Annotated in this window: 20 protein-coding genes; 8 read left to right on the forward strand and 12 right to left on the reverse strand. The window is 35.6% G+C overall.

Going from position 1 to position 24,515, the window contains the following annotated elements; translation table 11 throughout:
* Positions 1-12 precede the first annotated feature (12 nt).
* Both P2086_RS09730 and P2086_RS09735 read left to right on the forward strand, forming a co-directional pair.
* Positions 13-4,428 (forward strand): MG2 domain-containing protein, encoded by a 4,416-nt coding sequence (locus P2086_RS09730; RefSeq protein ID WP_317896545.1) that lies wholly within the window; start codon positions 13-15, stop codon positions 4,426-4,428.
* A 645-nt stretch (positions 4,429-5,073) separates the two neighbouring features.
* On the forward strand, positions 5,074-7,992 hold the full coding sequence (locus P2086_RS09735; RefSeq protein ID WP_317896546.1) for a T9SS-dependent choice-of-anchor J family protein: 2,919 nt from the start codon (positions 5,074-5,076) through the stop codon (positions 7,990-7,992).
* 71 nt (positions 7,993-8,063) lie between these two features.
* Here P2086_RS09735 and pfkA read toward each other — a convergent pair whose 3' ends face one another.
* A complete protein-coding gene (gene pfkA / locus P2086_RS09740) occupies positions 8,064-9,035 on the reverse strand; it encodes a 6-phosphofructokinase (RefSeq protein ID WP_317896547.1) in 972 nt (323 codons plus the stop codon).
* A gap of 63 nt (positions 9,036-9,098) precedes the next feature.
* Between pfkA and ruvX the strand changes: the two genes are divergently transcribed.
* Both ruvX and P2086_RS09750 read left to right on the forward strand, forming a co-directional pair.
* Positions 9,099-9,521: a Holliday junction resolvase RuvX gene (gene ruvX / locus P2086_RS09745; protein ID WP_317896548.1), complete on the forward strand. Its 423-nt coding sequence runs from the start codon at positions 9,099-9,101 to the stop codon at positions 9,519-9,521.
* Position 9,522: 1 nt separating this feature from the next.
* Complete coding sequence (locus P2086_RS09750) at positions 9,523-10,218, forward strand: 16S rRNA (uracil(1498)-N(3))-methyltransferase (RefSeq protein ID WP_317896549.1); 696 nt, start codon at positions 9,523-9,525, stop codon at positions 10,216-10,218.
* 2 nt (positions 10,219-10,220) lie between these two features.
* Here P2086_RS09750 and P2086_RS09755 read toward each other — a convergent pair whose 3' ends face one another.
* From P2086_RS09755 to eno, 6 genes are all read right to left on the reverse strand, one after another.
* A complete protein-coding gene (locus P2086_RS09755; RefSeq protein WP_317896550.1) occupies positions 10,221-10,790 on the reverse strand; it encodes a glutathione peroxidase in 570 nt (189 codons plus the stop codon).
* Between the two features lie 59 nt (positions 10,791-10,849).
* Entirely contained in the window at positions 10,850-11,110 is a 261-nt protein-coding gene (locus tag P2086_RS09760) for a 2TM domain-containing protein (RefSeq protein ID WP_317896551.1), read from the reverse strand.
* A gap of 11 nt (positions 11,111-11,121) precedes the next feature.
* Positions 11,122-11,406 carry a winged helix-turn-helix domain-containing protein gene (locus tag P2086_RS09765; protein WP_317896552.1) on the reverse strand — a complete coding sequence of 95 codons (285 nt, stop codon included), beginning with the start codon at positions 11,404-11,406 and terminating at the stop codon, positions 11,122-11,124.
* The gene (locus P2086_RS09770; RefSeq protein ID WP_317896553.1) at positions 11,399-11,995 is read right to left on the reverse strand and encodes a hypothetical protein; all 597 of its coding nucleotides are present in this window, start codon (positions 11,993-11,995) and stop codon (positions 11,399-11,401) included. Before P2086_RS09770 ends, P2086_RS09765 begins: the two co-directional genes overlap by 8 nt.
* A gap of 97 nt (positions 11,996-12,092) precedes the next feature.
* Complete coding sequence (locus P2086_RS09775; protein WP_317896554.1) at positions 12,093-13,421, reverse strand: citrate (Si)-synthase, eukaryotic; 1,329 nt, start codon at positions 13,419-13,421, stop codon at positions 12,093-12,095.
* 74 nt (positions 13,422-13,495) lie between these two features.
* Complete coding sequence (eno, locus tag P2086_RS09780) at positions 13,496-14,785, reverse strand: phosphopyruvate hydratase (protein ID WP_317896555.1); 1,290 nt, start codon at positions 14,783-14,785, stop codon at positions 13,496-13,498.
* A 324-nt stretch (positions 14,786-15,109) separates the two neighbouring features.
* Here eno and P2086_RS09785 point away from each other — a divergent pair, with 324 nt between their 5' ends.
* A complete protein-coding gene (locus P2086_RS09785; protein WP_317900258.1) occupies positions 15,110-15,643 on the forward strand; it encodes an RNA polymerase sigma factor in 534 nt (177 codons plus the stop codon).
* 10 nt (positions 15,644-15,653) lie between these two features.
* Positions 15,654-17,036, forward strand: coding sequence for a hypothetical protein (locus P2086_RS09790; RefSeq protein ID WP_317896556.1), 1,383 nt, complete (start codon positions 15,654-15,656; stop codon positions 17,034-17,036).
* Here P2086_RS09790 and P2086_RS09795 read toward each other — a convergent pair.
* The 3 genes from P2086_RS09795 to P2086_RS09805 form a co-directional block, all read right to left on the reverse strand.
* The gene (locus tag P2086_RS09795) at positions 17,013-17,861 is read right to left on the reverse strand and encodes a DUF3108 domain-containing protein (RefSeq protein WP_317896557.1); all 849 of its coding nucleotides are present in this window, start codon (positions 17,859-17,861) and stop codon (positions 17,013-17,015) included. The genes P2086_RS09790 and P2086_RS09795 overlap by 24 nt on opposite strands.
* Before the next feature lie 30 nt (positions 17,862-17,891).
* Positions 17,892-18,119 (reverse strand): hypothetical protein, encoded by a 228-nt coding sequence (locus tag P2086_RS09800; protein ID WP_317896558.1) that lies wholly within the window; start codon positions 18,117-18,119, stop codon positions 17,892-17,894.
* 113 nt (positions 18,120-18,232) lie between these two features.
* Positions 18,233-20,404 (reverse strand): T9SS type A sorting domain-containing protein, encoded by a 2,172-nt coding sequence (locus P2086_RS09805; RefSeq protein WP_317896559.1) that lies wholly within the window; start codon positions 20,402-20,404, stop codon positions 18,233-18,235.
* A 449-nt stretch (positions 20,405-20,853) separates the two neighbouring features.
* Between P2086_RS09805 and P2086_RS09810 the strand changes: the two genes are divergently transcribed.
* Complete coding sequence (locus tag P2086_RS09810; protein ID WP_317896560.1) at positions 20,854-21,102, forward strand: hypothetical protein; 249 nt, start codon at positions 20,854-20,856, stop codon at positions 21,100-21,102.
* Positions 21,103-21,383: 281 nt separating this feature from the next.
* Positions 21,384-22,307 (forward strand): hypothetical protein, encoded by a 924-nt coding sequence (locus tag P2086_RS09815; protein WP_317896561.1) that lies wholly within the window; start codon positions 21,384-21,386, stop codon positions 22,305-22,307.
* A gap of 1 nt (position 22,308) precedes the next feature.
* Here P2086_RS09815 and P2086_RS09820 read toward each other — a convergent pair whose 3' ends face one another.
* Together P2086_RS09820 and P2086_RS09825 are read right to left on the reverse strand one after the other, a co-directional pair.
* On the reverse strand, positions 22,309-23,601 hold the full coding sequence (locus P2086_RS09820) for a type II toxin-antitoxin system HipA family toxin (RefSeq protein WP_317896562.1): 1,293 nt from the start codon (positions 23,599-23,601) through the stop codon (positions 22,309-22,311).
* Positions 23,601-23,951, reverse strand: coding sequence for a helix-turn-helix transcriptional regulator (locus P2086_RS09825; protein ID WP_317896563.1), 351 nt, complete (start codon positions 23,949-23,951; stop codon positions 23,601-23,603). Before P2086_RS09825 ends, P2086_RS09820 begins: the two co-directional genes overlap by 1 nt.
* Positions 23,952-24,515 lie beyond the last annotated feature (564 nt).

Genomic DNA, 24,515 nt, shown 5'->3' on the forward strand with positions numbered 1-24,515 from the left:
AAAACTCATCTTATGGAAACGACAAAAACAAAAAAAATGTCCCTACTTGCTACATTGGTTGCAATCGCAGGACTTGTTGCATCTTGGTTGGTGCCGGAAACCTTTTATCAGGCCGCTTTAGAAAATGATTTTATCAAAGCATTACAAAAAAAACTAACTGCTTATAATGCACACATGCCTGAGGACCGCGTTTACATTCAAACAGATAAATCTTTTTATGAGCCAGGTGATGATATTTGGATCTCTGGCTTGGTAAGAGAAGGGACAAGCCTAAAAGCTTCAGAGAAGAGCGACATGGTGTATATCGAACTTTTAAATCCTAAAGGAACGGTAGAGAAAAAAATAAATTTGATTGCTAATAATGGTAGAGTTGTTGGCGATTTTAAATTGGATGCAGAGGCTTTAGGTGGACTTTATAAAATAAAAGCCTACACCAATTGGATGAAAAATATGGGAGACAACAATTGTTTTATAAAAGAAATTCAGGTACAAGATTTAATACTTCCAAACTTAAAAATGAAAATGGATTTCGAGAAAAAAGCCTTTGGTGCCGGTGATCAAGTCATTGCAAAATTGGAATTGAACAGCAATGAAAACAAACCATTAACAAATTATAATGTGAAGTTTGTAGCAAGTGTCAATGGAGAAAAAATTATAGAACAGACTGAGTTTACTGATGAAGAAGGAATCAAGTACATTAAGTTTTCACTTCCAAAAAAACTAAACTCAAATGATGGTTTATTGAATGTAATGATTGATTACAATGGAAGCACAGAAAGTATTTCGCGTTCTATTCCAATTATTTTAAATACAATCAAATTTAAGATGTTTCCCGAAGGCGGAGACTTGGTAAATGGTTTAGATGGAAATGTTGCTTTTCGTGCCTTAAACGAATTTGGAAAACCTGCTGACGTGGAGGGAATTGTAGTGACTGAAAAAGGGAGTAAAGTAGCTTCTTTCAGTAGTTTTCATCAAGGAATGGGTTCTTTTAAATTAACACCTCAAAATGGAGAAAAATATTTTGTGAAGATTACAAAACCAGAAGGAATTAATGAAACGTTTAAGCTTCCTGAAGCTTTGGGGCGCGGATATGTGATGAATGTAGACAATTCTAACCAAGAAGAAATTGGTGTAAGTATCAATACAACAGAATCGGAAGAACTTGCTTTAGTAGCGCAGGTGCGTGGTAAAATGTATTATTCAACCGTGGTAAATTCCATTGCAGGAACGAATAAATTAAGTTTTTCTACTGAGAAATTTCCAATTGGTGTCGCTCAAATTACATTGTTCGATTCGAAAGGTATTGCACGTGCAGAACGTTTGGCTTTTGTAAACCGTGATAAACAATTAAACATCTCTGTAGTAACAGACAAAGAAAAATACCTTCCGCGTGAAAAAGTAAAAATGACTTTATTTGTAAAAGATGAGCGGGGTTTGCCAATGCCTGCCAATTTATCAATGGCAGTGGTAAATGATCAGTTACTTTCTTTTGCGGATGATAAGTCAGGAAATATTTTATCTCAATTATTATTACAACAAGATCTCAAAGAAAAAATCGAAGAGCCAGATTTTTATTTTACTAAGAAAGAAAGCAAATCTTTAAAAGCTTTAGATTATGTTATGATGACTTCGGGTTGGAGACGTTTTACTTGGGAAAAGCTAATAGAAGAAGAATTGCCACGCATTAATTATTTAGGCCAAAAGGCATTGATTGGAGGTACTGTATTGGATGCTTATACACAAAAACCATTAGCAGAAGTTAAAATAAAGGATAATTCTGGTACTGAATTTACTACCGATGCAAATGGAAAATTTTGTGTTTCAAAACTAGATCTTTCAAATCCCACAACTTTGGTTTTTAATTCTAATGGATATTCAGATCAATCGCACTACATAAATGATTATAACCAAAATCTTGTTGTGTATATGTACAATTACAATAGCAAACATTACAGGCAAAACGTACCAATGGCAGGTGCGGCAATTGATGAAGACAGAATGGTAATGATGGAAGCCGGAGATTTAAATGAAGTTCAAATTGCTAAAGCAGCGCCTCATGTGAAATTTGCAAAAAGGATAAATGAAAAAGCTGGGTCGGTAGCAGGAATAAAAAAAGATGCTTTTGCTTTAGTTGATGATGATAAAACAGCTAAGAAAGTAAATAGAGAAAAAGAGATTAAGGTTATTTCAGCTGGATCTATAGTAGCAGCAGATATTAGAGCTGAAAGATTTAAAGGGGACGTGGAAGAAGAAGAAGTTTTTAATAAGCAGGTCGTTGCCGAGAATCTATACTACCGCGCTCGTGAATTTTCTGCACCGAACTATGAAAAGCAACAAATCGTGGACGTTCGTAGCGATTTTAGAAATACGATTTATTGGAATCCGAATATTGAAATTGGGTATTCAGGAAGAAAAACAATTGAATTTTATAACTCTGATGATATTACATCTTTCAAAACAATCATTGAAGGTATTTCTAATGATGGCATGATTGGACGGGCTGAAAAATTATTTTTCACACAACTGCCATTTCAAATGAGTACAAAAATTCCTGTTGAAGTGGCAACCGAAGATTTACTTTCCATTCCACTTACGCTTAAAAATAACACCGATAAACCTTTAGGCGGAGCTCTTACCGTATTAGCACCAGTAGGATTAAAAGAAATCGGAAAAGTTGAAACTATACAAACGATTATGCCGGGTAAATCAAAAACCATTTATTTAGATTACAAAGTATTGGATAAAATTGGTGAAGATCAATTTACTATTTCATTTAAGTCTTGTGGTTTGAGTGATGCCTTTACTCAAAAAATTAAAATCGCAGCGAAAGGATTTCCGGCTCAAATTTCTTTTTCATCTCAAGATGTTGAGAAGGAATATACTTTCGAAATTAAAAATGTAGTGAACGGGTCCTTAAAAGCTTCCTTCACGGCTTTTCCAAATGTGGTTTCCGATTTAATGAAAGGTGTAGAAGGAATTTTGCAGGAACCTTATGGTTGTTTTGAACAAACGTCGTGTACAGCTTATCCAAATGCAATGGTATTGGATTATTTAAAGAACACAGATAGTAAAGATTCAAAAACACTTGCGCGTGCAACAGATTTATTGGATAGAGGTTACAAACGCCTGACAAGTTTTGAGACATCCAATAAGGGTTATGAATGGTTTGGTGCAAATCCCGCGCACGAAGGTCTTACGGCCTATGGTATAATGGAATTTATGGACATGAAAAAAGCGGGACAAGAGATTGATCAAAAAATGTTAGACAGAACGGCACTTTGGTTATTAAACCATCGCGATGGTAAAGGAGGTTTTGAAAGAGAGAAACGCGCTTTACATGATTTTGGGCGAATTAACAATGATATTCTGAATGCTTACATTGTTTATGCCTTGGCTGAAGCAGGTTACACTGATATTAAAAAAGAATTTGAAAGCTCTTTTGAAAAAGCAATCTCCTTAAAGGATCCTTACATGTTAGCAATGATGACTAACGCAGCTTACTCAATGAATCAACTATCCAAAGGAAACGAAGCTTTAAAGCTTTTGCTAACTACGCAAGAAAAAAATGGAAGTTTTAATGGTACTACGCATTCAATAACCTATTCACAAGGTAATTCCTTAATCATTGAAACAACTGCTTTGTCTATAATGGCAATTTTAAAAGCTCCTACAAAGGATATACAAGCTTTAAATAATGCTGTACAGTATCTTATAAGTGTTAGAAGTGGTTCTGGCGTATTCAGTTCAACACAAGGAACAATTCTTTCTCTAAAGGCCTTGACTGAATTTGCAAAGTTCAGTAAAAAAACAACCGAAGATGGAACCATTGTAATTTATATTGATAATAAAAAAGTTTCAGAACAGCACTACAAAGCCGGCGATAAAGGTGCTATAACGGTTAACGGATTGGAGCAATATATTAAAACTGAAGGTGCACATACACTTAAAATAAAATATGTGAATGTAAAAACGCCTTTGCCATATTCCGTTGCAATTGACTGGAACACTTTTTTACCGAATAGCGACAAAGAATGTAGTATTGATTTAAAAACAAAATTGTCTTCTAAAACCTCACTGGTTGGTGAAACAGTTAGGTTATCAACTACCATTACAAACAAGTTAGATAAAGAAGTTCCAAGTACTATGGCAATTATAGGAATTCCTGCAGGGTTTACAGCGCAAGCATGGCAATTGAAAGAGCTGCAAGAAAAAAACGTGTTTGATTATTATGAAATTAAAGGAAATAATATTACTGTTTATTACCGAGGTATGGGACCAAACTCAGTTAAAGTAATTAATTTAGATCTTAAGGCCGAAATACCCGGTGAATACGATGCACCAGCTTCTTCAGCGTACTTGTATTACACAAACGAGTTTAAAACCTGGAGCGCCATAGATAAAGTTAGCATAAGGAAAAGTGCAATGTAAAATAAATCTTTAATTCATGGGTTTGTTTAAATTATTTGAAATTAAAGGATGCCGCAGGTTTTCTGCAGCATCTTTTTTTTATTTGTGTTGTTTTATTTTATGCGGAACGAGCCGTGTTATGGATGCTCAATCAACTAGTGAAGCAAAAAAGATCTATAAAATTACAGATGCTCGTAATCCAGATTGCCCCTGTCATAAATACCAAAAAACAGCAGAAAAGGAATTTAAAAAAATAGTCGCAACAGGGTATGCGTGTTTACACATGAAATCAAATCGCTTTAGTCGATTAAAAATTACAAGCGAATCTAAATCAAGGGCGGCGAAAAAAAAGATGAAAGCACCATTTAAAGTCAAAAAACTCCAAACAGTTTTTAAACAATTTTTAGTAAAAGTTACAAAAAAGTTTCAAATTCGAAACAAGATTGTGTCGTGTCCAAAATGGTAAATGTACCTTGTTAAATTAGAATTTATGTTTTTCTGTGGATAGTGTGAGAAATAAAAACTGGTATATTTTCCTTCATTTATTGGTCATGTGAGAGGTTTGTAAAAAGGTCTTTCCCATTATTCAAATATTTTATTTATCTTTAGTGTTTGAATCCCACTGCAAATACATTTTTTTATTTAATAAAATTTAAATTAATATTTATGAAATCAATTAAATTTACTTTTCTTCTGTTTTGTTTTTCTAGTATTACAATAAGGGCGCAAATCATATTCTCGGAAACTTTTTCTACCAGTCTTGGACAGTGTAACGCAACGAATTCTGTTTCTGGTGCATGGATTTTCGCGAACTCTTGTAGTTTTAGTTCAAGTACCGGTCATAGCGCTACGGGACATGCAATATTTAACGGTAGCAGCTGTCAATTTGGAAACGGGAGCAGCACTGTAAGTGGAGACTTGAACACACCTACAATTAGTATAGGTCCTTCTGGAGCCGTATTGACGTTTAATTACCGACTGGTTAATGAGTGTGGAAGTGTTGGCTCCACTTGCACCTACGATGTACTTAAGCTCCAAATTTCTAACAATGGTGGAACAACCTTTACAGACATTATGTCTTCGAATGGAAGTCCAGCTGGTTTAACTAATAACAATGCTTGGACACCTGTAACATATACGTTGAACGCGTACAGCAACCAAACCATCATTATCCGTTTCAATTTTAACTCTATAGATGGTATTGGAAATACTTACGATGGGGTTTATGTGGATGATATAATAGTAACCAGTAATTGTTTTATCAATATGACATCAAGCCCTTTAAATAGCACAGTATCACCAATTATTTGTTCTGGAAATAACGTCACTCTTACCACAAATGCAGTAAATAATTATACTTGGAGCAATGGGGCTAATACCCCGTCTATTGTTGTTTCTCCAACTATTAATACAATGTATTCGGTAATAGCGACAAGCTCTGCTAACTGCGTTTCTTCCGCATCACTAAACGTGCAGGTAAATAATGGTATTCCATCGCTTTCGCTTGCCAATACTGCTTCTGCCACAAGTGGCTCGTGCCCTAATTCCACGGTAGTTTTAACTGCTAGTGGTGCAAATTCTTACTCATGGTCTGGTGGAAGTGTATCAGTAACAAATGGATTGCCGTTTGTTCCAAATACTTCGGCTAACTATACAGTAGTGGGAACGAACGCCTGTGGAACGAGTTCTGCAGCTGCATCTATTTCTTTACATCCTCTGCCAACAGCTACAGCGGTTGCCAGTACCCCAACTCTATGTTCAGGTAACATGCTTACACTTACAGGTCTTGGTACGGCAACTTCATACGCCTGGTTTGGTGGTTCGGTTGTGATTACTAACGGCGTGGGATTTACGCCGCCTCTAACTGTTACGTATACTCTTGTTGGAACAAGCGCTTTAAGTTGCACGGTAGGAGCCACTATTCCGGTAACCGTTTATCCAACACCTATCAATCCTCCAACAGCAAATCCTGCTTTGGTTTGTATTGGTGGTTCTTCAACGCTTTCTGCAACAGGTGCTGCCAATTATACCTGGACGAGCTCTAGTCAAACAGTAAACACAGCTAATTTTATTGTAACACCCGTTGTAGGAAACACAACATATACTATTACAAAGGCAAACTCTACCTGTTATAATACGCAAATAATCACGGTTGTAACAAATCCATTACCTAGCATTTTTGCTATTGTAACACCAACTGTGGTTTGTGCACTATCTCCTGCAACACTTGCAGTTGGTGGCGCCCTCACTTATACATGGACATCTCCCGGACCACCATCTTATACCTTTACTGGTGCCAGTCCTATTACAAGTCCCGTTGCTCCTTCAATTTATACTGTGGCTGCTTCTGATGGAACTTGTATTAATACAACTACTGTATTTTTAAATGCAAATCCGAATCCAACAATTACGGCTACAGCAAGTACACCTTCATTGTGTGAAGGTGAAACAGTAACACTTAACGCGAATGGCGGACTTAATTATAATTGGACTCTTACCGGTGGAGCTACTTATACAGGATCAAGTATTGTTCACACTCCTACGACTGCAACTGCTTACAACGTTTCGGGTAGTAACTCTTTTGGTTGCACTTCTTCTGCTAATCAAGTTGTTTTAGTTTACCCTAAACCTATTGTAACAGCAAGTTCAAATAAAATATTAATATGCTCAGGTAGCTCTGCAACTTTAACAGCTTCAGGAGCTAGTACATTTAGTTGGGATGCCAATGCCAATAATGTTTTAACTCCCATAGCTGTGGTAAATCCAACGGCACTTACTTCCAGTGCTGTAATGTACACTGTTGAAGGAACAAATTCCAGCACAGGTTGTAAAAATACTCAGACAGTATCGGTAGGCGTTTTTGTTCCTACACTTACAATTAATGGTAGCACAAACACTTGTTCTGGTGGACTAATTAATTTAACCGCGGGTAACGGAGTTTTGGGTACATACAACTGGCATACAGGTAGTGGTACTCCAATTACCAATCAAACTTTACAGATGCCGCTTACGGTAGCATCCGTATTCACCCTTACTGCCAATAGCAATTCTGTTGGTTTAATTTGCCCTGCAACACAAACCATTGCTTTGGGTATTTATTACAATCCTACCATTACTGCCGTTCCTGCAAGAACACTTATTTGCACAAAAGAATCTGTTGGAATTACAGCGGCCGGAGCTACCAGTTACGCCTGGAACAATACCATGACAGGACCAACCATTACGGTATCTCCAACTGGCACTACTGCAAATTATACAGTAACAGGAACAGATGATAACGGTTGTAGCAGTACCGCAACGGTTCAGGTAAAAATATCAAACTGCTCTGGAATAAATGAATTAAGTAATTTAAATAACGAAATAATCATTTATCCAAATCCTAACGATGGCAAGTTTACTATTCAAACGAATGCCGATTTAAAATTGAGTTTGGTGAATGAGCTTGGTCAATTAATCAGAGTGATTAATTTGTCGGCTAACAATAATTATGAAGTGAACATCAGTGATCTTGCAAAAGGAATTTATTTTGTGAGTGGACAAAAAGATGGTCTTCAGATTTATCAGAAGATTGTGGTGACGAAATAAGTATAAAAACCATAAAATTAAAATCCCATTTCAGTTTAAGAAATGGGATTTTTTTATGTAATAAATAATTTTTAACTGCTCAATATTTCAATAATTTCCTCAAAATCAGGATTTAGTTTCTTATGATGCTTTATTGCTTTTTCAAAAGATGTGAAATGTACTTTTTTATCAATAATACCGACCATTTCATTTTTTCTCCCAACCATAATCGCTTTTACAGCGTTAAATCCGACAATACTGGCATTAACCCTCTCCATGCAAGTTGGATTGCCCCCACGTTGAATATGACCTAAAACACTGACACGCAAATCAAATTCTGGACACTGCTTTTTTATTATTTCTGCAACTTTAAATGCTCCGCCACTTTGATCACCTTCTGCTACAACAATTATCTTGCTGCTTTTTGTGCTACGCCAGTTTTTTATTTTTGATACAAGGTTTTCCATGTCATGTCTTAGTTCTGGAACTAAAAGTGCTTCGGCTCCACTCGCGATAGCACTTCGCAAGGCAATAAGTCCGGCATCACGACCCATTACTTCCACTACAAAAATTCTATCATGACTTTCTGCCGTATCTCTAATTTTATCTAAAGCTTCAATTACTGTATTAATTGCAGTGTCGTATCCAATTGTGAAGTCTGTGCCTACTAAATCGTTGTCAATGGTTCCGGCACATCCAATTATTGGTAAGCCGACATGTTTGCTTAAAACAGAGGCGCCTTTAAATGATCCATCTCCACCTATAACAACAAGACCGTTTAGATTATTTTTAGTAATAGTTTTTGCTGCTTGTTCAATACCATTGTCGGTTCTGAACCTTTCACTACGAGCAGTTTTTAAGATTGTCCCGCCTTTGTGAATGATCCCAGAAACGGATTCGGGTTTTAACTCGAGATAAGTATTGTCAATTAAGCCTTCGTAACCTCTTAAAAAACCAATCACTTCTATGTTGTGATATAATGCGGTTCGAACAACGGCTCTAATACATGCGTTCATTCCTGGCGAGTCTCCCCCCGAAGTTAAAACTCCAATTTTTTTAATCATATGTCTAAAGTACAAAATCATTAGGAGATATGAATGTGAATAATTGTGTAATTTTAAGATCTCATGGGAAGAATTTTGGCAATAGATTATGGAAGCAAAAGAGTTGGTCTTGCTGTGACTGATAGCCTGAGATTGATTGCTACTGGTTTAACAACAGTACATAGCAAAGATTTGATTCAATTTTTGGAAAATTATTTTAAGAAAGAAACCGTGGATGTAATTGTGATTGGAGAACCTAAAACACTGCAAAATAATAAAAGTGATAGTGCACGTTTTATAGACCCGTTTGTTGTGCATTTGCAAAGAAAATTCCCGGATAAAAAAATTGAACGTTACGATGAACGCTTTACAAGTGCTATGGCGCATCAAACAATGCTTTCAGGCGGACTTAAAAAAAAGGATAGGCAAGCAAAAGAAACAGTGGATATGATAAGTGCAATTATCATTCTTCAGGATTATATGAGTTTTACTGAAAATAAGATTTAAGATGAATGTATTTATTGCTTCTGTAGATGATAAGGTAGCTCTGATGACAGCGGAAGAAAGCTGGCATTGTACTAAAGTCTTGAGAAAAAAAGTCGGTGATACTGTTCATTTAATTGACGGTGTTGGCAATTTTTTTGAAGGCGTGTTGGAACTCGTATCAGAAAAACAGTGCCGCGTAAAAATTACTCAAGGGCCTAGGGCTCAGCCAAAAAGAAATTACTATTTGCATCTTGCTATTGCTCCAACAAAACAAATGGATAGAATTGAATGGATGCTTGAAAAAGCTGTTGAAATTGGGGTCGATGAAATTAGTTTTATTGCAAGTAAAAATTCTGAACGCACGGTTGTTAAACATGAACGCGTTTTGAAAATTGTTGAAAGTGCTGTGAAACAAAGTCTACAGGCTTATCTCCCAAAAATAAATGAAATCAGTTCTTTTAAAGATCTTATAACTACATCTGTTGCAGATCAGAAACTAATCGCACACTGTTACGAATTACCTAAACAGGACATTAAACGAATTTCTTTTAAAGATACTTCAACGCTAATATTGATTGGACCAGAAGGTGATTTTACTTTAGAAGAAGTAGAATTATCTCAAAAAAATAAATTCGAGGGATTAAGTTTAGGGAATAACCGTTTAAGAGCAGAAACAGCCGGGCTCTGTGTGTGCCAGGCTGCTTCGTTATTGTCATAATTTTATTTGAGTAGAGAAGTAATTTCTTCACTCAACGGATCAACCTTGCTACTAAAAAACTTAACAACATTGCCATTCTCATCGATAAGATATTTACAGAAATTCCAACCAGGAGCATCACTGCAAGTTCCATTTTCTTCTTTAGTACTTAAATATTTGTAAAGCGGATGCATGTCGCTTCCTTTTACACTTATTTTTTCCATCATTTGAAAAGTAACGCCATAATTTTTAGTGCAAAAGGATTTAATTTCTGAACTACTGCCTGGTTCTTGTCCACCAAAGTTATTTGCAGGAAATCCAATAACAACTACTTTGTTACCGTATTTTTCGTGAAGAGCTTGTAAATTTTTGTACTGGGGAGTATAACCGCATTCGCTGGCTACATTTACAAGCAACATCTTTTTACCTTTGAATTTTGAAAGACTTAGTTCTTGTCCATCCAGTGTTTTTAGCTTAAAATCATAAATACTTGCCTTAGAACTAATTTTCTTTTGTGTAGTAGCAGCGAAAGAAATAATAAAAGCAAGTGCAAGGCTAAAAGCGCCTAAAGTAGTAATCAGTTTTCTTTTCATAGTTAAAATTTAGTGAATTATAAAAGTAAAACAAATTAAATAGGACATAGTTTAAATACTTATTTCTTTTTTAATTTTTCGTACTCTTTCTCAATAGAATTGTTGTTTGGAGAGATGTATGCTTCACGGTAATTAAATGCTAAACCTACTCCCCATCCAAGCATTGGCCATAGCGGCCATGGAAAATCAGACTTATCTTCATTAAATAACCAAAAAAGCCAGAGCATGGTATTAATTATAATATAGGTTGTAAGATGTCTTTTAAACCCTACGCGTTTTTTAGCGATTTTCCAGAGGTCTCTGTCTTTTTCTGTTTCCATGTTGTTTGTTTTTAATGGTTAATGTATTGTTTTAAATTTTTGACGTAATCTTCAAAAGCTTTGAGTCCCACTTTAGTTATTTTACATAAGGTCTGCGGGTAATTATCTTTATATGCCTTTTCAATTTCAATGTAATTCGCATCTTTTAGTTTTTGCAACTGCACACTTAAATTTCCCGCACTTGCTTTTGTTTGTTCTTTCAAATAAGTAAACTCAGCACTTTTTACACTCACAAGAATTGAAATAACAGCGAGTCTGAGTTGTGAGTGTAATAAGGGATCAAGATCTTTAAACATTAACTTGAGATTTATACTGCGAACGTAATAAATGTCCTGGAATTATATAACTACATAATAAGGCTACACAAATACAAAGAAATTGCTCATTCACTCCAACAAATATCGAAACAATTGCACAAGCAAAAGAAAAAATACTGCCAATAATTAAGGGTTTAAAATTAAGCAAACCTCCAGAAATAAGTGTAGCCATGCCATAAAGCAACATTAAAAAGAAGTAAGTAATCTTAACTCCATGAACAGGTATAAAGATTAAAGTAATTGCCATCGCAATAATGAAAGCTGTCCACGAATAACCAAGATACGTTTCAATGTATGTTTTTACTTTTTCTTTTTTTGCTTGTTTACGACCATAGATTATTGACACAACTCCTCCCAAAGGCATTAAAACTGGCCAAACATAGTAGGATGCGTTTTGATGAAATGAAACGCCAATGTAATTAACTAACGCAGCTATGAAGACGAGCCATCCCCAAAATATAATGAAGAAACCATCGTCGGCTAGTTTGTTTTTTGCTGTGTCTATCATTGATCTAATGATTTGCAGACTTTCAGTCGGATTCATTTCTTGAACTTTTTTATTTTCCATTTTAATATAATTTGAATACAAATATAAACTAGTTTATATTATAAACCAAATTTGTATAAAAAAACCAGAATTCTTAATTCTGGTTTTCTAAATTGCGTTAAGCTTTTGAAGCGGAAGCTTGCGCCGCTTTTATTTTTGCTTTAATATTATCAGTTGTTAAAGAACCCGGACGCTCAATAGGAGACCCTGTTGCTCTATCCCAAATTAAACTAGCTAAAACGCCTAATGCACGACTAACACCGAATAAAACAGTATAAAAATCAAATTCGTGCATGCCGTAGTGAACTAAAAGCGCTCCAGAGTGCGCGTCAACATTTGGCCAAGGGTTTTTAATTTTCCCTGTGCTTTCTAAAATTGGAGGGGCTACTTCATAAACCATTTGAACTATTTCACAAATATCATCGTGTTTAATGTGTGTTTTGTAGAAATCTTGTTGCGCGGTGAAACGAGGATCTGTTTTGCGCAGCACTGCGTGGCCGTAACCTGGAACAACTTTCCCTTCTGTTAGTGTTTTTTTGATGTATTCAGCTATTTGATCTTTAGTAGGCAAACCTCCTCCTAAAGTTTCTTTTAATTCCATTATCCAGCTTAATACTTCCTGATTTGCTAAACCATGCAATGGTCCCGCAAGGCCGTTCATTCCTGCTGCGAAAGCTAAATAAGGATCGGATAGTGCAGATCCAACCAAATGGGTTGTATGCGCAGAAACATTCCCTCCTTCATGATCAACGTGAATGGTTAAATACAAACGCATTAAACGTTTCATATCGAGACCTTCGTAGCCAAGCATGTGAGCAAAGTTTGCTGCCCAGTCTAATTTATGATCTGGTTCAATATGAGCACCACCCTTGTATTTACGACGATAAATATATGCTGCAACACGCGGTAAACGTGCTATTAAATTCATACTGTCTTCGTAGGCGTAATCCCAATATTCTTTTTTGCTCATACCTTTTGCATAAGCTTTTGAAAATACTGATTCACGCTGCATCGCCATAATACCCAACACAAATTGAGTCATGGGATGTGTATCCACAGGCATAGCTTCAATTACATCAAAAACATGCTTTGGTACATTACTGCGTTTTTGCCACTCATTTGTAATAAAGGTTACATCATCTTGCGAAGGTAATTCTCCAACAAGCATTAGGTAAAAAATCCCTTCAGGCAATGGTTCCGTGCCTCCCGGAGCTTTTGGTAATTGTTTACGTAATTCAGGAATGGTATAACCCCTAAAACGAATTCCTTCTTCAGGATCTAAACGTGAAGTTTCAGTTACCATTCCCGGCATCCCGCGCATACCTTGATATACTTGAGCTACAGTAATTTCACCAAGCTTTAATTCGCCGTGGGTTTTAATAATATCTTTAATCTCTGAAGACAAAACTTCTGCTTTTGCCTTAAACTTTTCTTTCAACGGATCCATAGATAATGTCTTTTGTGGTTATAAATTTACAATCTCAGCTTCTATAAACAAAGCATTTTCAAGTTATTTTTATGTTATCTCGCAAACTTAAAAGATTTTCCTAAATAACGAGCCGAGTTACCTAACTGTTCTTCTATGCGCAATAACTGATTATATTTTGCAACCCTGTCACTGCGCGATGGGGCGCCAGTTTTTATCTGTCCACAATGTAATCCAACCGATAAATCAGCAATTGTAGTGTCTTCTGTTTCACCGCTTCTATGACTCATTACAGAGGTGTAACTGTTGGTCTGAGCTAATTGAACTGCTTTAATAGTTTCCGTCAGTGTTCCAATCTGATTTACTTTAACCAATATTGAATTGGCAACTCCTTTGTTAATTCCTTCTCCAAGTCGACTAACATTGGTAACAAAAAGATCGTCACCTACCAATTGAACTTTGCTTCCAATTTTACTGGTAATTTTTTTCCAACCATCCCAATCATCTTCATCAAAACCATCTTCAATTGAAATAATAGGATATTTTTTGCACCAATCAGCCCAAAAACTAACCATTTCATCCGATGTTAATTTGTCGCCGGTTGATTTTTTAAAATGATATACTTTTTCTTTTGCATTATAAAATTCGCTTGCAGCGGCATCCATCGCAATGTAAACATCTTCACCTGGCTTGTAACCAGCCGTTTCAATGGCCTGTATAACAAGCTTAATAGCATCTTCGTTATTTTTAAGATTGGGCGCAAAACCGCCTTCATCGCCTACATTTGTGCTCAATTTTTGTGATTTTAAAACAGCTTTTAAGTGATGAAAAATTTCTGTTCCCATACGCAGACCTTCACTAAAAGACTCCGCACCTACCGGCATTACCATAAATTCCTGAAAGTCAATTCCGTTATCAGCGTGTGCACCTCCGTTTAAAATGTTCATCATTGGAATGGGTAACATACTTGAATTAACACCACCCACGTAACGATAAAGCGGCGTACCTGATTGCTCAGCTGCTGCTCTAGCAACCGCTAGAGAAACTCCCAAAATAGCATTTGCGCCTAAACCTGATTTATTTGGCGTTCCGTCTAATTCCAACATTTTACCGTCAATCTCCCCTTGATCAAAAATATAAGAACCTCGTAGTGCTTCTCTTAACACGGTGTTGACGTTGTTTATGGCAGTATAAACGCTTTTCCCCATGTAATGGGTTTTATCGTTATCACGCAACTCCATCGCTTCATGTTTACCGGTCGACGCGCCCGAAGGCACCGCGGCACGGCCTAAAACCCCGCTATCGGTTACTACATCTACTTCAATGGTTGGATTTCCACGTGAATCCAATATCTGGCGGGCACTAATATTGTTTATAAATGACATACGAATTTGATTAGGCATTGAAATTAATAATTTTTTGGGAGATAGGGTTTTAAAAGTTAATGGAATTTTTACCTCTTTTAGACCGAAATGTTCCCAGATTGCATTAAAACTAGGCTTTTTGAAAAATCTTTTAAGATTAATACTCCGTCTAAAGCAGCGTTTTCAATATTTTATTGTCTTGTAAGTGATGATTGCAATAGCAATATTACTTTTCACTAGAAATCAAGGCGGACTAACTGGTGAAAAAACGCGCATTTTATTTTTTAAACTAACTTAGATTAAAGAAAAAAATTAACAAAAACAGATCTGATAAATTTTGAACGCATACTAGAGCAATGTAAAAAAAACGACAGGCAAGCTCAATTTCAGCTATATAATCATTTAGCTCCAGCTTTGCTTGGCCTAACTGTAAGGTATATGCAGGATAAGGATGAAGCTGAAGATGTAATGCAAGACTCTTTTGTTAAGATTTTTTTAAACTTAAAATCATTTAAAAACGAAGGCAGCTTTGAAGGTTGGGCCAAACGTATTACAGTAAACACCGCATTAACAGCATTAAAGAATAAAAAAAGAATTTATTTCGAACGCAATCTTGAAATTGTTGAAACAATTGAACTAGAGCAAGACGAACAGGATTTATTGCAAATACCTGAAATATTGTCTTGCATGAAATCCCTACCAGAAGGATACCGAACAATTATTAATTTGGCTTTGATAGAAGAATTTTCTCACAAAGAAATAGCCGAAAAGCTCGGTATTACTGAAAGTACAAGTAGATCGCAACTAGCAAGAGCAAGACAAAGCTTGATGAAAATGCTAAAGGAAAAAACTTTAGTCAGTACTAAGAAAAACGCATAAATAATTTTTAATGGAAGATAACGAACATATACATAAACATCTTAAAGATTCAATGAATGAATTTTTGGTACAGCCCAAATTAAATTCTTTTGATGCAATTATTGAGAAGTTAGAAAAAAAACGCAGACGAATATTTTTAATTTTCTTTTATCCAGGAGCGCTTCTTTTTACACTTGGCACGCTTTTTTTCTTGAATGATTTTGATATTTCTAAAACATCTTTGCTAACTCAAAAAAATACAGACAATGAAATTAAAAACGGACCACTTTCAAAAAACCTAAACGCTAAATCCCTTATTAAAAATAAGCCAGAATCAAATCTTAAACCAACGCCAACTATTTCCAATAAGAAGATAGCAAAAGCTCCTACACAATCAGTATTATTAGAAAACAAAAACACTTCATCTGAAAAATCTTCTTCTATAAGTCAAAAAGATCAAGAGGTAGTGTCTGCATCTGAAGTAAATAATAAACTAATTCATGAGGTAGCAAAAGAAACTTCTCAAGAGAATTTGTCTCAGGTTATTTTAGATGAAAAGACTTTTGTTGAAGCAGATAAGCTACAAGCCATGAGTGCTTATTTGCCTGCAATTGAGCGCCCATTAATTATTCAAGATAAACTAGTAGAAGATAATTTTGTAGTAACCAATAACGACACTCTAAAGAAAAAGAAACACTTGAAAATATTGATTGGGCTGGCATTTAATCCGCAATTAGGAACTTATCATTTTCAAACGAATAAGAACAGTGCGATTGGAGAGTTATACTCAGAAGCTTATCTTAATAATAAAAAGAAACAAAATTCTTTTAAGTTTAATTATGCTTGGGGTTTAAAAGCTGGTGTTCTTATTAAAGATAAATGGGAAATACTGCTAGGTTTCGGACTTCAAAGATATAATCAAGAAGAAAAAATTGAACCACTTCTTCCTACTGGTCCTGTGCCAACTGTTTCAGGACCGAAGCAGTTTGATTCTTTTAATTTATACTCTGCTGCCGCCGTAAAGACAGGTGAGACCTATTTAAATAAATACAACTATTTAGATTTTTCTTTAGAGGCCAGTAAAATTTTTGACTACAAATCCATACTTAAAATAAAATTGGGAACGGGTTTTCATTTGCAACACCTCGCTTTTCGTAAATCATCGTCAATGATTATCATCGATTCGCCTTCTCAATTTTATTATACCAACGGTTTTAATTCTTCAATCAATAACTGGCAATATACCATAAACCTGAAGGCCGGTGTTATTGAAGATCTCACTAAAAAAATTCAGGTACAACTTTGTCCTAATTTTTTCTACTCCCCTAGTTCAATGTTTAATGATGAGTATGCCATTAAACAAAAAAGTTATGGGTTTGGATTAGAAGCTTCACTTCTTTTTAAGATCAGGTAAAACGGGCTCCTGTATTTTTGCGTCTTCAGCATTTCTTAAGCCCTTATAACTCATGAGTTTTACTTTAATTGTACCAACAGTAATGGGGGTTTCAATATAAATGGGAATTTTGTTTTTATCGTTGCTTACCCACACGGTCATGCCTTCTCCTTTTTTAAAAATCGAACCTTCTACCAACAGCGGACTAAATTTAATGCAATTGTATACACCTAGTTCTTTAGAGGTGAATTGTTCTTTACCCAAGTACCTCACATAAATAGCGTAAACAACTCCGTCTAATAAAAGTGAAATACTAATTGTGTCATTTGCTTTACAATGCGAGTAATCAATATTTCTTGCATAATAAATAGCTGTTAGCACATCTATAGTACAAGCATTTGTTTTAACGGTATCTATTTTAACTGGTTTTTTGCCGTGATTAATAAAGGTATAAGCCTTCTTATGGGCATTATCAAAAATGTAAGTATGCTTGTCTTTTTTTGAACCTTCCGAAATATCTGCATGAAATTTTATTGGACGAAAAGATTCTGAATCAACCTGCGCTTCAAACACATCTCTGACTTTATAAAACCAATCATATTTTGGGTAGGTACTGCCGCTTCCCGTAAAAGAATAAACGTGTTTATCATTTATTTTAGAAGAACTAACCTTAAAGGACGCGTAGGCAGATTCAAGCCAAATCAAGCCCCAATTATAAATAACTTTATAGTGTAATTCTTCACCTGAAGCAAACGCATTGTTTTTTGTAACACAAGAAGTTTGAGAATGCAGGGCGGGCCTGGCTAAAATAAAAAAAGAAAGAAGAAGTATAACTTTGTGCTTCATTAAGGTTTTCAGAGCTTTACCTCACAGTTACTATGCACTGTAAAACGAAATAAGATCAGATTTTAGTTTTATTGGATTTGTATAATAAATTGTTTTGTGTCCTGATCTTACAATTCTGCCATAAGTGTTTTTCGGACCCATTTTTTTTAATTCAATCATTTTAGCAAAGTAACACGTCTCTTTTTTAAATGCTGATTTCCATATCGAAAACAAGGCAACGTCACCCGAAGGCAAGTTAATTTCAAAGCTCTCTAGCATCTAATTTGTTTGACAGTATACGAAGATATAAAATAATTAGCAGTGTAAAAAACACAGGTTTTGAGGATTACTAAACCCTTACCATTCTCTCAAAGCTCATTAACCACTCACCTTTAATCCATTTTAATAGTCTTCTGCGTGAAAACTGCTTCGCCAAAATTTAGTTGAATAAAATAAATTCCTTCTTTAAGATGGCTTACGGAAAGTATGCTATTGCCTTTTTGAAAATCTTGCGAAAGAATAAGTCTTCCTAATTGATCGTAAAGCTTTATCACCGCAGCTTGTTGCAATTCTAAATGAAGATTTTCATTAAGAGGATTAGGATAAATACGAAAGTTTGAATTTGAATTTTCATTAATACCAGTACAATTAGAATAAATAACACTAACGGTTTTTGAATTGTTGCAGCCTGTTAAAGTATTCGTACCAGCAACTGAAAAAACACTGCTGGCGTTTATTGAAACTGAAATAGTAGGTGTAAGTTGTGTGGTACTCCAACTATAAGTGGAAGCGCCGGAAACAGTAAGGGTGGCAGATTGACCCGGACAAACCGTTGCTGGTTGTGCGGTAACAACAAGTGAAGGGTTAGCATTAACAGTAAGCACAAAACCTGCTCGCGTACCATCTGCTGTGCAAGTTGCCGCCGCCGCATAATACGTATAGGTGCCAGCACTTAAGGTGGGTGTAACCAGCACAGGGCCTGAACCAATGGAACTGCTTGCTGTGTTAGACGCATACCAGGTAATAGCCGAAGTACTCATGGCTGTAATGCTCGTATTCTGACCACTACAAATGTTTTTGTTTTGCTCACAAGTATTGCCATAGGGAACATCAAGACAAGTAGAGAGTTTACAAACAAATACATCGTAAGCACCGTTAGACGTGAGATTATAAACCGATGGCCCGGGATCAAAATCGGCTGTTACTGAAAAACCGCCTGTAAAATAAAGAGACCCGGAATTATCTAGCCAAAGATCACGCGCAAATTCATCTGAAGAACCAGCAAATTGTTTAGCATTTATAAAATTACCAGCATCATCCAACTCTAGTAAAAAAATGTCTGCACCACCAACTGATGTGAGGCTATAAGTGGCTGGTCCGGGATCAAAATCGACGCTTAAACGAAACAACCCCATGGCAAATAACTTGTTGTTTTTATCGATGCAAATTCCAGATACACCATCGCCATCTGCTCCACCCACCTGTTTGCCCCATAAAAAATTACCTCCGGCATCCAGTTTAATAAAATAATCGTCTCGCATCCCCAACGAATTGAGTGTATATGTGCCAACACCTGGATCAACATCTAATGTACCTGAAAAGACGCTTCCTACATAAACATTGTTGAGCGTATCTAAAGCAACGTTATTAGCAAAAGAAGCATTTGGTGAGGGATTGCCATAAGATACCGCCCAAAGAAAATTGCCCGAAGGAGTTAGTTTTAATACGTAAGCGTCACCAGGGTCACCGAAGCCAGAGGAAATAGCAGTAAGCGAAAAATTCCCGGGTCCGGGATCAAAATCAACAGTAGAGTTAAAATTACCAGTTAATACAATATTATTTGCGCTATCAAATTCTATATCTGCAACAACATCCGTTAAAGAGCCACCGTAACGTAATGCCCACAATAAAAGCCCATTATTTGAAAATTTACACACAAAAACATCGGTTCCACCATTCGAAGTCAGTGGAAAATTCCCAGCACCCGGATCAAAATCAACAGTGCCAGTAAAACCCCCGCAGACAATAAAATTTCCCGCGGCATCGTATTTTATAATGGGGTTACTAACATATAGGCCTGTAGTATATAAAAAACCGGAAATGAAATTTCCTGAGGGATCTAGTTTATTGTATATGGTTTGTGTTATCCCGCTGGTTCCGACCGTATACTGCCCGCTACCCGGATCAAGATCAGCTGTTCCAGTTATTATTCCTGCCATCCAAATATTTTGTTGAGGATCAAGACAAAGCGAAGTCATTTGACCACCACCACTTAATTCCAGGTTCAATTGTACCGCCCAAAGAAAATTTCCTGCAGGATCAAATTTCAAAACATAAAGATCTTGTCCCGCCGCAGTAAGAGTATATACAGAGGGTCCGGGATCAAAATCCACTGTTCCTGAAAAAGTTCCTGCTGTGTACAAATTTCCACATTGGTCGGTTACAATAGGCCAACCCTGATCAGTGTATGGCCCACCAAATGAAAGTGCTTTGTTTAAGACGAGTGGCTGGGAAAAACCAGAAATTGAAATAAGAAGGACTATTAAAGTAAATAGCTTTTTCATGATTAACGGTTATGGGTTGTATATCGAAGATAATAAAAAAAACAAGAACCCTTTTAAATAAGCTCATGTTCTTTCCAGATTTCCCTAACCTTCCGCTCTTTTCCCAAATACGAATGCACCACATCAATCGCATTATCAATTACATCACTTAAAGCTACAATGTACAATGTATAACTCTGGCAGAGCCAAAGTTAAAAGTGTATAAAAATTTTCAAGTTGTGTGTTTAAATTTGACTGGATAAATTGCATGTTCTGTAGCAACTAGTTTTATTGATATCTAGAGAGAGCTAAATTTCAATTTTCACTTTTCGTTTTGAAGATTCTACTTAATTAATTTTGACAAATCAGTCGATAAAAATAAAATTAGCATTATACTATAATTTGTAGCAAAGTTCTACTATTAACTGTGATATCTTTGAGAATCAGTAAATGCAACTGTTTCCTTACAAATGATAAAAGATGACTTCATAAAACTAACTATTCCGCAACGTATGGAAGAGTTGTGGGCTGAAGGCGAGTTTATTTCTCAAAAGGTTTATTACGATAATGATATCAGTTTGTTTTTAATGGAAAATTTTTTAGTCGAAGTTTTTTTTAATAGAATATACAATGAAATTGTGGGAGTTGAAGTGCAAGAGAATAATCAGATTTTATTTGAATACGTAAAAGATCTTGAGCTAAGTGAATTGTTGAAATAGTTAACAACTATTCGCGGTGGATAAAAGTAAATGTTAATTATTTTAATATTAAATTAATTGTATTTAACTTCGGTCTACGTTCAAAGAACAAAAAATAATTTGGGCCCGTAAGCTCTCATAAAAGCCTGAGCAAATAAGTTCGCTTATTTACTTAGGCTTTTTTCGTTTACAGCACTTAACTTGATTTAACTGGCACTAAGCTGTTTTTTTATTAAGTAGCATTTAAAAAGAAATTAATTTATTTAAATTTAGAACGCACAAATAAGCTAGTCGTCCCGCGTATGAACAAATCTATATTCTTGAGAAATGTTTTTTTATTGCTTTCGTTGATTTGGTTTAAGCCTCTTTTTTCGCAACAAAATGAGGATCTTTCAGATTTTGAAGTAGAAAAGCCACATCATAAAAGCAAATTTCTTACAGGATTATACGTAGGGTCTTATTTTGCAAATAAATATTCAGCAAGCACCTATAGCGGTTATGGATTTGATATTTATGGTGATCGTAATTCTTTTAGAAATAGTTTTATGTATCAAAAAATTAAAAATGAATACGGTGGGGGTTACGGACAACAGGATTATATTGCTGCTGCGGTAGGTGTTGATCCGGGTAGATGGGAATTTAATGAAAGCGATATGCCCTATAATATGCATTACACTCCGGCCATTTTAGTGGGTGTTAATTTTAAAATTCCAATCGCCAAAAGAAGTTCTGTTCTGGTAAATGTAAATGGCACAAAACTGAGTGTTGAAGGCAATTTTACAATTTCTACCGATAAACCTGGTAATACAAATCCTGCATTAAATAAGAATATCCAAACCTTTGTCATTCGGGGTGGAGAACAACGTTTGCAATTTCAATTGGGCTTTCAGCAATTGTTTGGCGAAGATGAAAAATTTAATTTTTTAGTGGAAGGTGGACTTGTAGGAACACTCACAAAGTTTGATAAGAATACCATTTATATTAATACTCTCACAATCGATCTTACTTATTATGTAAATCAAACACTCTATCCTTCAACGCTACCAACACGTCCTGTTGGATTTGCTGTGGGAGCTTTTGCTGGTGCTGGAATAAACTTAGACGCAAGTGATAAATTTAATGTACAATTGCTGTACACACCATCTTTCGAAAAAATAAATATTGGTGTAAGTCCAAAACATAAATTTCAACACGCAATTGCTCTGCGTGTTTATTATAAGTTTTAAGTTATAGTACCAATAACGTTTTTTTAATTGCTTTTTGAAGAATAGGATCAACGTTTACTTCCTGTGAATAGTGACCCCAGTTTTTTATAATGGCAGCAATTTGGTCTAGAATCTTCTCGGCTTTTTTTATGTTCATTTGTTGTGCTACTTCTAATAAATCCTGTCGCGTAATATTTTTACGTTTGCCATTAATGCTAAGCGAATGCTGACTGACCCAGGTGCTGTTTGGTCGGTATGCATGACAGATATCAAATGCCGGAGACATACTCCAGCTTCCATCTTGTTGCATTAAAAATGCAAAGTTTTTAGTATGGTCGTCGCAATTGCGCGACATCACATTAAATGCCATTCGGCGATAAAGTTGTTCAGCCTGAGGGTAGGGCAGAGCCAAACTTCGCATGGTTTCGAAAAGCTGTTCGTAGCTATAAAGGTTTACATCATTAAAATCATAATGCTGTAGAGCGCAAAAACTTTGTAAATGAATTTTATTATTTTCATTTGCTCTATCAAATCGTCGCGTCATAAAATGTGCCCGACCATTTTCTTCAAACAAACGGCATTCAGTCATTTCAATACCAGCATCAATTGCCATAAGGTAGTAGGCCATTTCTACACGACCGTAACCGCTTGAGGCACCAAATTGAGTATCGTTTACGCCGTCAAATTTTATGATCCAATGTGAAAATCCTTTTGGCGCGTTTGCTTGTCCACTTCTGACTTCACCGGTTGCAGTGTTGTATGCAATTAGTGCTTTAGCCCTTGCACCACCTGCCGACGTCCCAATTTTTAAAACATCCAAAAGTGCTTTTTCTTCTTCGGGTTTTAATTTTTTGTTAAAGTCTTTTTTGTCAGAAAGAATAGCTTCAGCAACTTCAATTAAATTGCTAATCTCTATTTTGGAAACGGTATTATTTGATTTTGGTATCACTGGCTCAAATTCTAAAGCGCCCATGCCTCGTGTGCCAATAAAACAAAGCATCTCAACTGGGTTTAAACTGTTTGAAGCTCTTCCTTCCCGCGTTAGCCAGGCATTAATAAGTGCGTTTCCGTATTTGTCGGGCAAAGTATCTGCTAAAAGACCAGGCAAGCCTTTAAAGGTATTTAGATTCTTTAGCTCTGGAAAAATAAATATTTTTTTAAGGGCATTTGTTGTATACATTTTAATTGGCGCAGGATTTAATCCCGACGATAAAAAATTAGGATCGTATTCAAAGGATCCTAGCTCAGTTTCAGTGTTCCAGGCAATTGCTCCAATGCGTTTATCCCAGAGTGTTACAAAGGCTGAAGTAATCATTACCAGTTAGATTTAGGTTTTTTAGGCTGCGGTTTTGTTTTAGAAGCACGTTTGCGTTTTGCCATCTCTGCTTCTGCGAGTATAAGAGGACTAATTTGTTGATTAATTTGAAAAGAATTTAAGACGGATAATAAATTTAAAGCACGCAAAAGTTGAATAAAGGTGATGAGGTTGGCGTGTTTCCCTTTTTCGAATTCAATAAGTGTAGAACGGTTAATACCGGCTTCAAGGGCTAATTGACTTTGCGATTTGTTTTGTTCTAGGCGATGGTGTTTAATATAGGCACTAAGTGTTTTAAGAATGGCACTATCGCTTTGTGAATGGCTATATATGTTGGTTATTTCTGACATTATACCCTAAAATTACGAATAATGTTGGTTATTTACAACAAAATTGCATTTTTTTTCGAGGTTGCAAAATGTTTCGCTCACGGTTTTTAATCGCGGTCCTTTTTTGCAAGAATTTCTATTCGTTTTATTTTGAGCAGAAAACTTCCAAAATATAGTCTGATAAGCAAAGCTCTCTGTATTTGTAGGTTTGCAGGATTTAAAATTAGTCCGAGCATAAAAAAACACCTCGATATGAATACCGAGGTGTTTTGTTCTTTTACCCAAAAAAAACGAGAATTATGAAAATTCCTAACATAAAGTTAACTAAAAATATTTCTAAAAGCAAATAAAAAAATTTAATTAAAAAGAATCTGAATAATCCAGAATGAGGCATGAGTTAGGGTTGAAGCAATAAAAAAGGAATGAGATTTTAAATCAGAACTTACACCAAAAGGGAAGCCCCGAAAGCGGGTAGCTAATCGGGGCTTCAATCTTCCTTTTACCCAAAAAAAAGGAAAACTTATGATGTAAAATTAAATATTCTTTATTCTAAATCCAAATATTTTTCGAGTTTTTTTTGAAAAA

It is taken from the genome of Aurantibacillus circumpalustris (assembly GCF_029625215.1).
GTDB classification, from domain to species: Bacteria; Bacteroidota; Bacteroidia; order B-17B0; family Aurantibacillaceae; genus Aurantibacillus; species Aurantibacillus circumpalustris.

Excerpts from the sequence above, each read along its gene's own strand:
- P2086_RS09805 (WP_317896559.1), bottom strand. The coding sequence starts at position 20,404 with ATGAAAAAGCTATTTACTTTAATAGTCCTTCTTATTTCAATTTCTGGT.
- P2086_RS09795 (WP_317896557.1), bottom strand. The coding sequence starts at position 17,861 with ATGAAGCACAAAGTTATACTTCTTCTTTCTTTTTTTATTTTAGCCAGG.
- P2086_RS09770 (WP_317896553.1), bottom strand. The coding sequence starts at position 11,995 with ATGGAAAATAAAAAAGTTCAAGAAATGAATCCGACTGAAAGTCTGCAA.
- P2086_RS09800 (WP_317896558.1), bottom strand. The coding sequence starts at position 18,119 with ATGCTAGAGAGCTTTGAAATTAACTTGCCTTCGGGTGACGTTGCCTTG.
- P2086_RS09810 (WP_317896560.1), top strand. The coding sequence starts at position 20,854 with ATGATAAAAGATGACTTCATAAAACTAACTATTCCGCAACGTATGGAA.
- eno (WP_317896555.1), bottom strand. The coding sequence starts at position 14,785 with ATGTCATTTATAAACAATATTAGTGCCCGCCAGATATTGGATTCACGT.
- P2086_RS09730 (WP_317896545.1), top strand. The coding sequence starts at position 13 with ATGGAAACGACAAAAACAAAAAAAATGTCCCTACTTGCTACATTGGTT.
- P2086_RS09755 (WP_317896550.1), bottom strand. The coding sequence starts at position 10,790 with ATGAAAAGAAAACTGATTACTACTTTAGGCGCTTTTAGCCTTGCACTT.
- P2086_RS09815 (WP_317896561.1), top strand. The coding sequence starts at position 21,384 with ATGAACAAATCTATATTCTTGAGAAATGTTTTTTTATTGCTTTCGTTG.
- P2086_RS09820 (WP_317896562.1), bottom strand. The coding sequence starts at position 23,601 with ATGATTACTTCAGCCTTTGTAACACTCTGGGATAAACGCATTGGAGCA.
- P2086_RS09750 (WP_317896549.1), top strand. The coding sequence starts at position 9,523 with ATGAATGTATTTATTGCTTCTGTAGATGATAAGGTAGCTCTGATGACA.
- P2086_RS09735 (WP_317896546.1), top strand. The coding sequence starts at position 5,074 with ATGAAATCAATTAAATTTACTTTTCTTCTGTTTTGTTTTTCTAGTATT.
- P2086_RS09790 (WP_317896556.1), top strand. The coding sequence starts at position 15,654 with ATGGAAGATAACGAACATATACATAAACATCTTAAAGATTCAATGAAT.
- pfkA (WP_317896547.1), bottom strand. The coding sequence starts at position 9,035 with ATGATTAAAAAAATTGGAGTTTTAACTTCGGGGGGAGACTCGCCAGGA.
- ruvX (WP_317896548.1), top strand. The coding sequence starts at position 9,099 with ATGGGAAGAATTTTGGCAATAGATTATGGAAGCAAAAGAGTTGGTCTT.
- P2086_RS09760 (WP_317896551.1), bottom strand. The coding sequence starts at position 11,110 with ATGGAAACAGAAAAAGACAGAGACCTCTGGAAAATCGCTAAAAAACGC.
- P2086_RS09775 (WP_317896554.1), bottom strand. The coding sequence starts at position 13,421 with ATGGATCCGTTGAAAGAAAAGTTTAAGGCAAAAGCAGAAGTTTTGTCT.
- P2086_RS09825 (WP_317896563.1), bottom strand. The coding sequence starts at position 23,951 with ATGTCAGAAATAACCAACATATATAGCCATTCACAAAGCGATAGTGCC.
- P2086_RS09765 (WP_317896552.1), bottom strand. The coding sequence starts at position 11,406 with ATGTTTAAAGATCTTGATCCCTTATTACACTCACAACTCAGACTCGCT.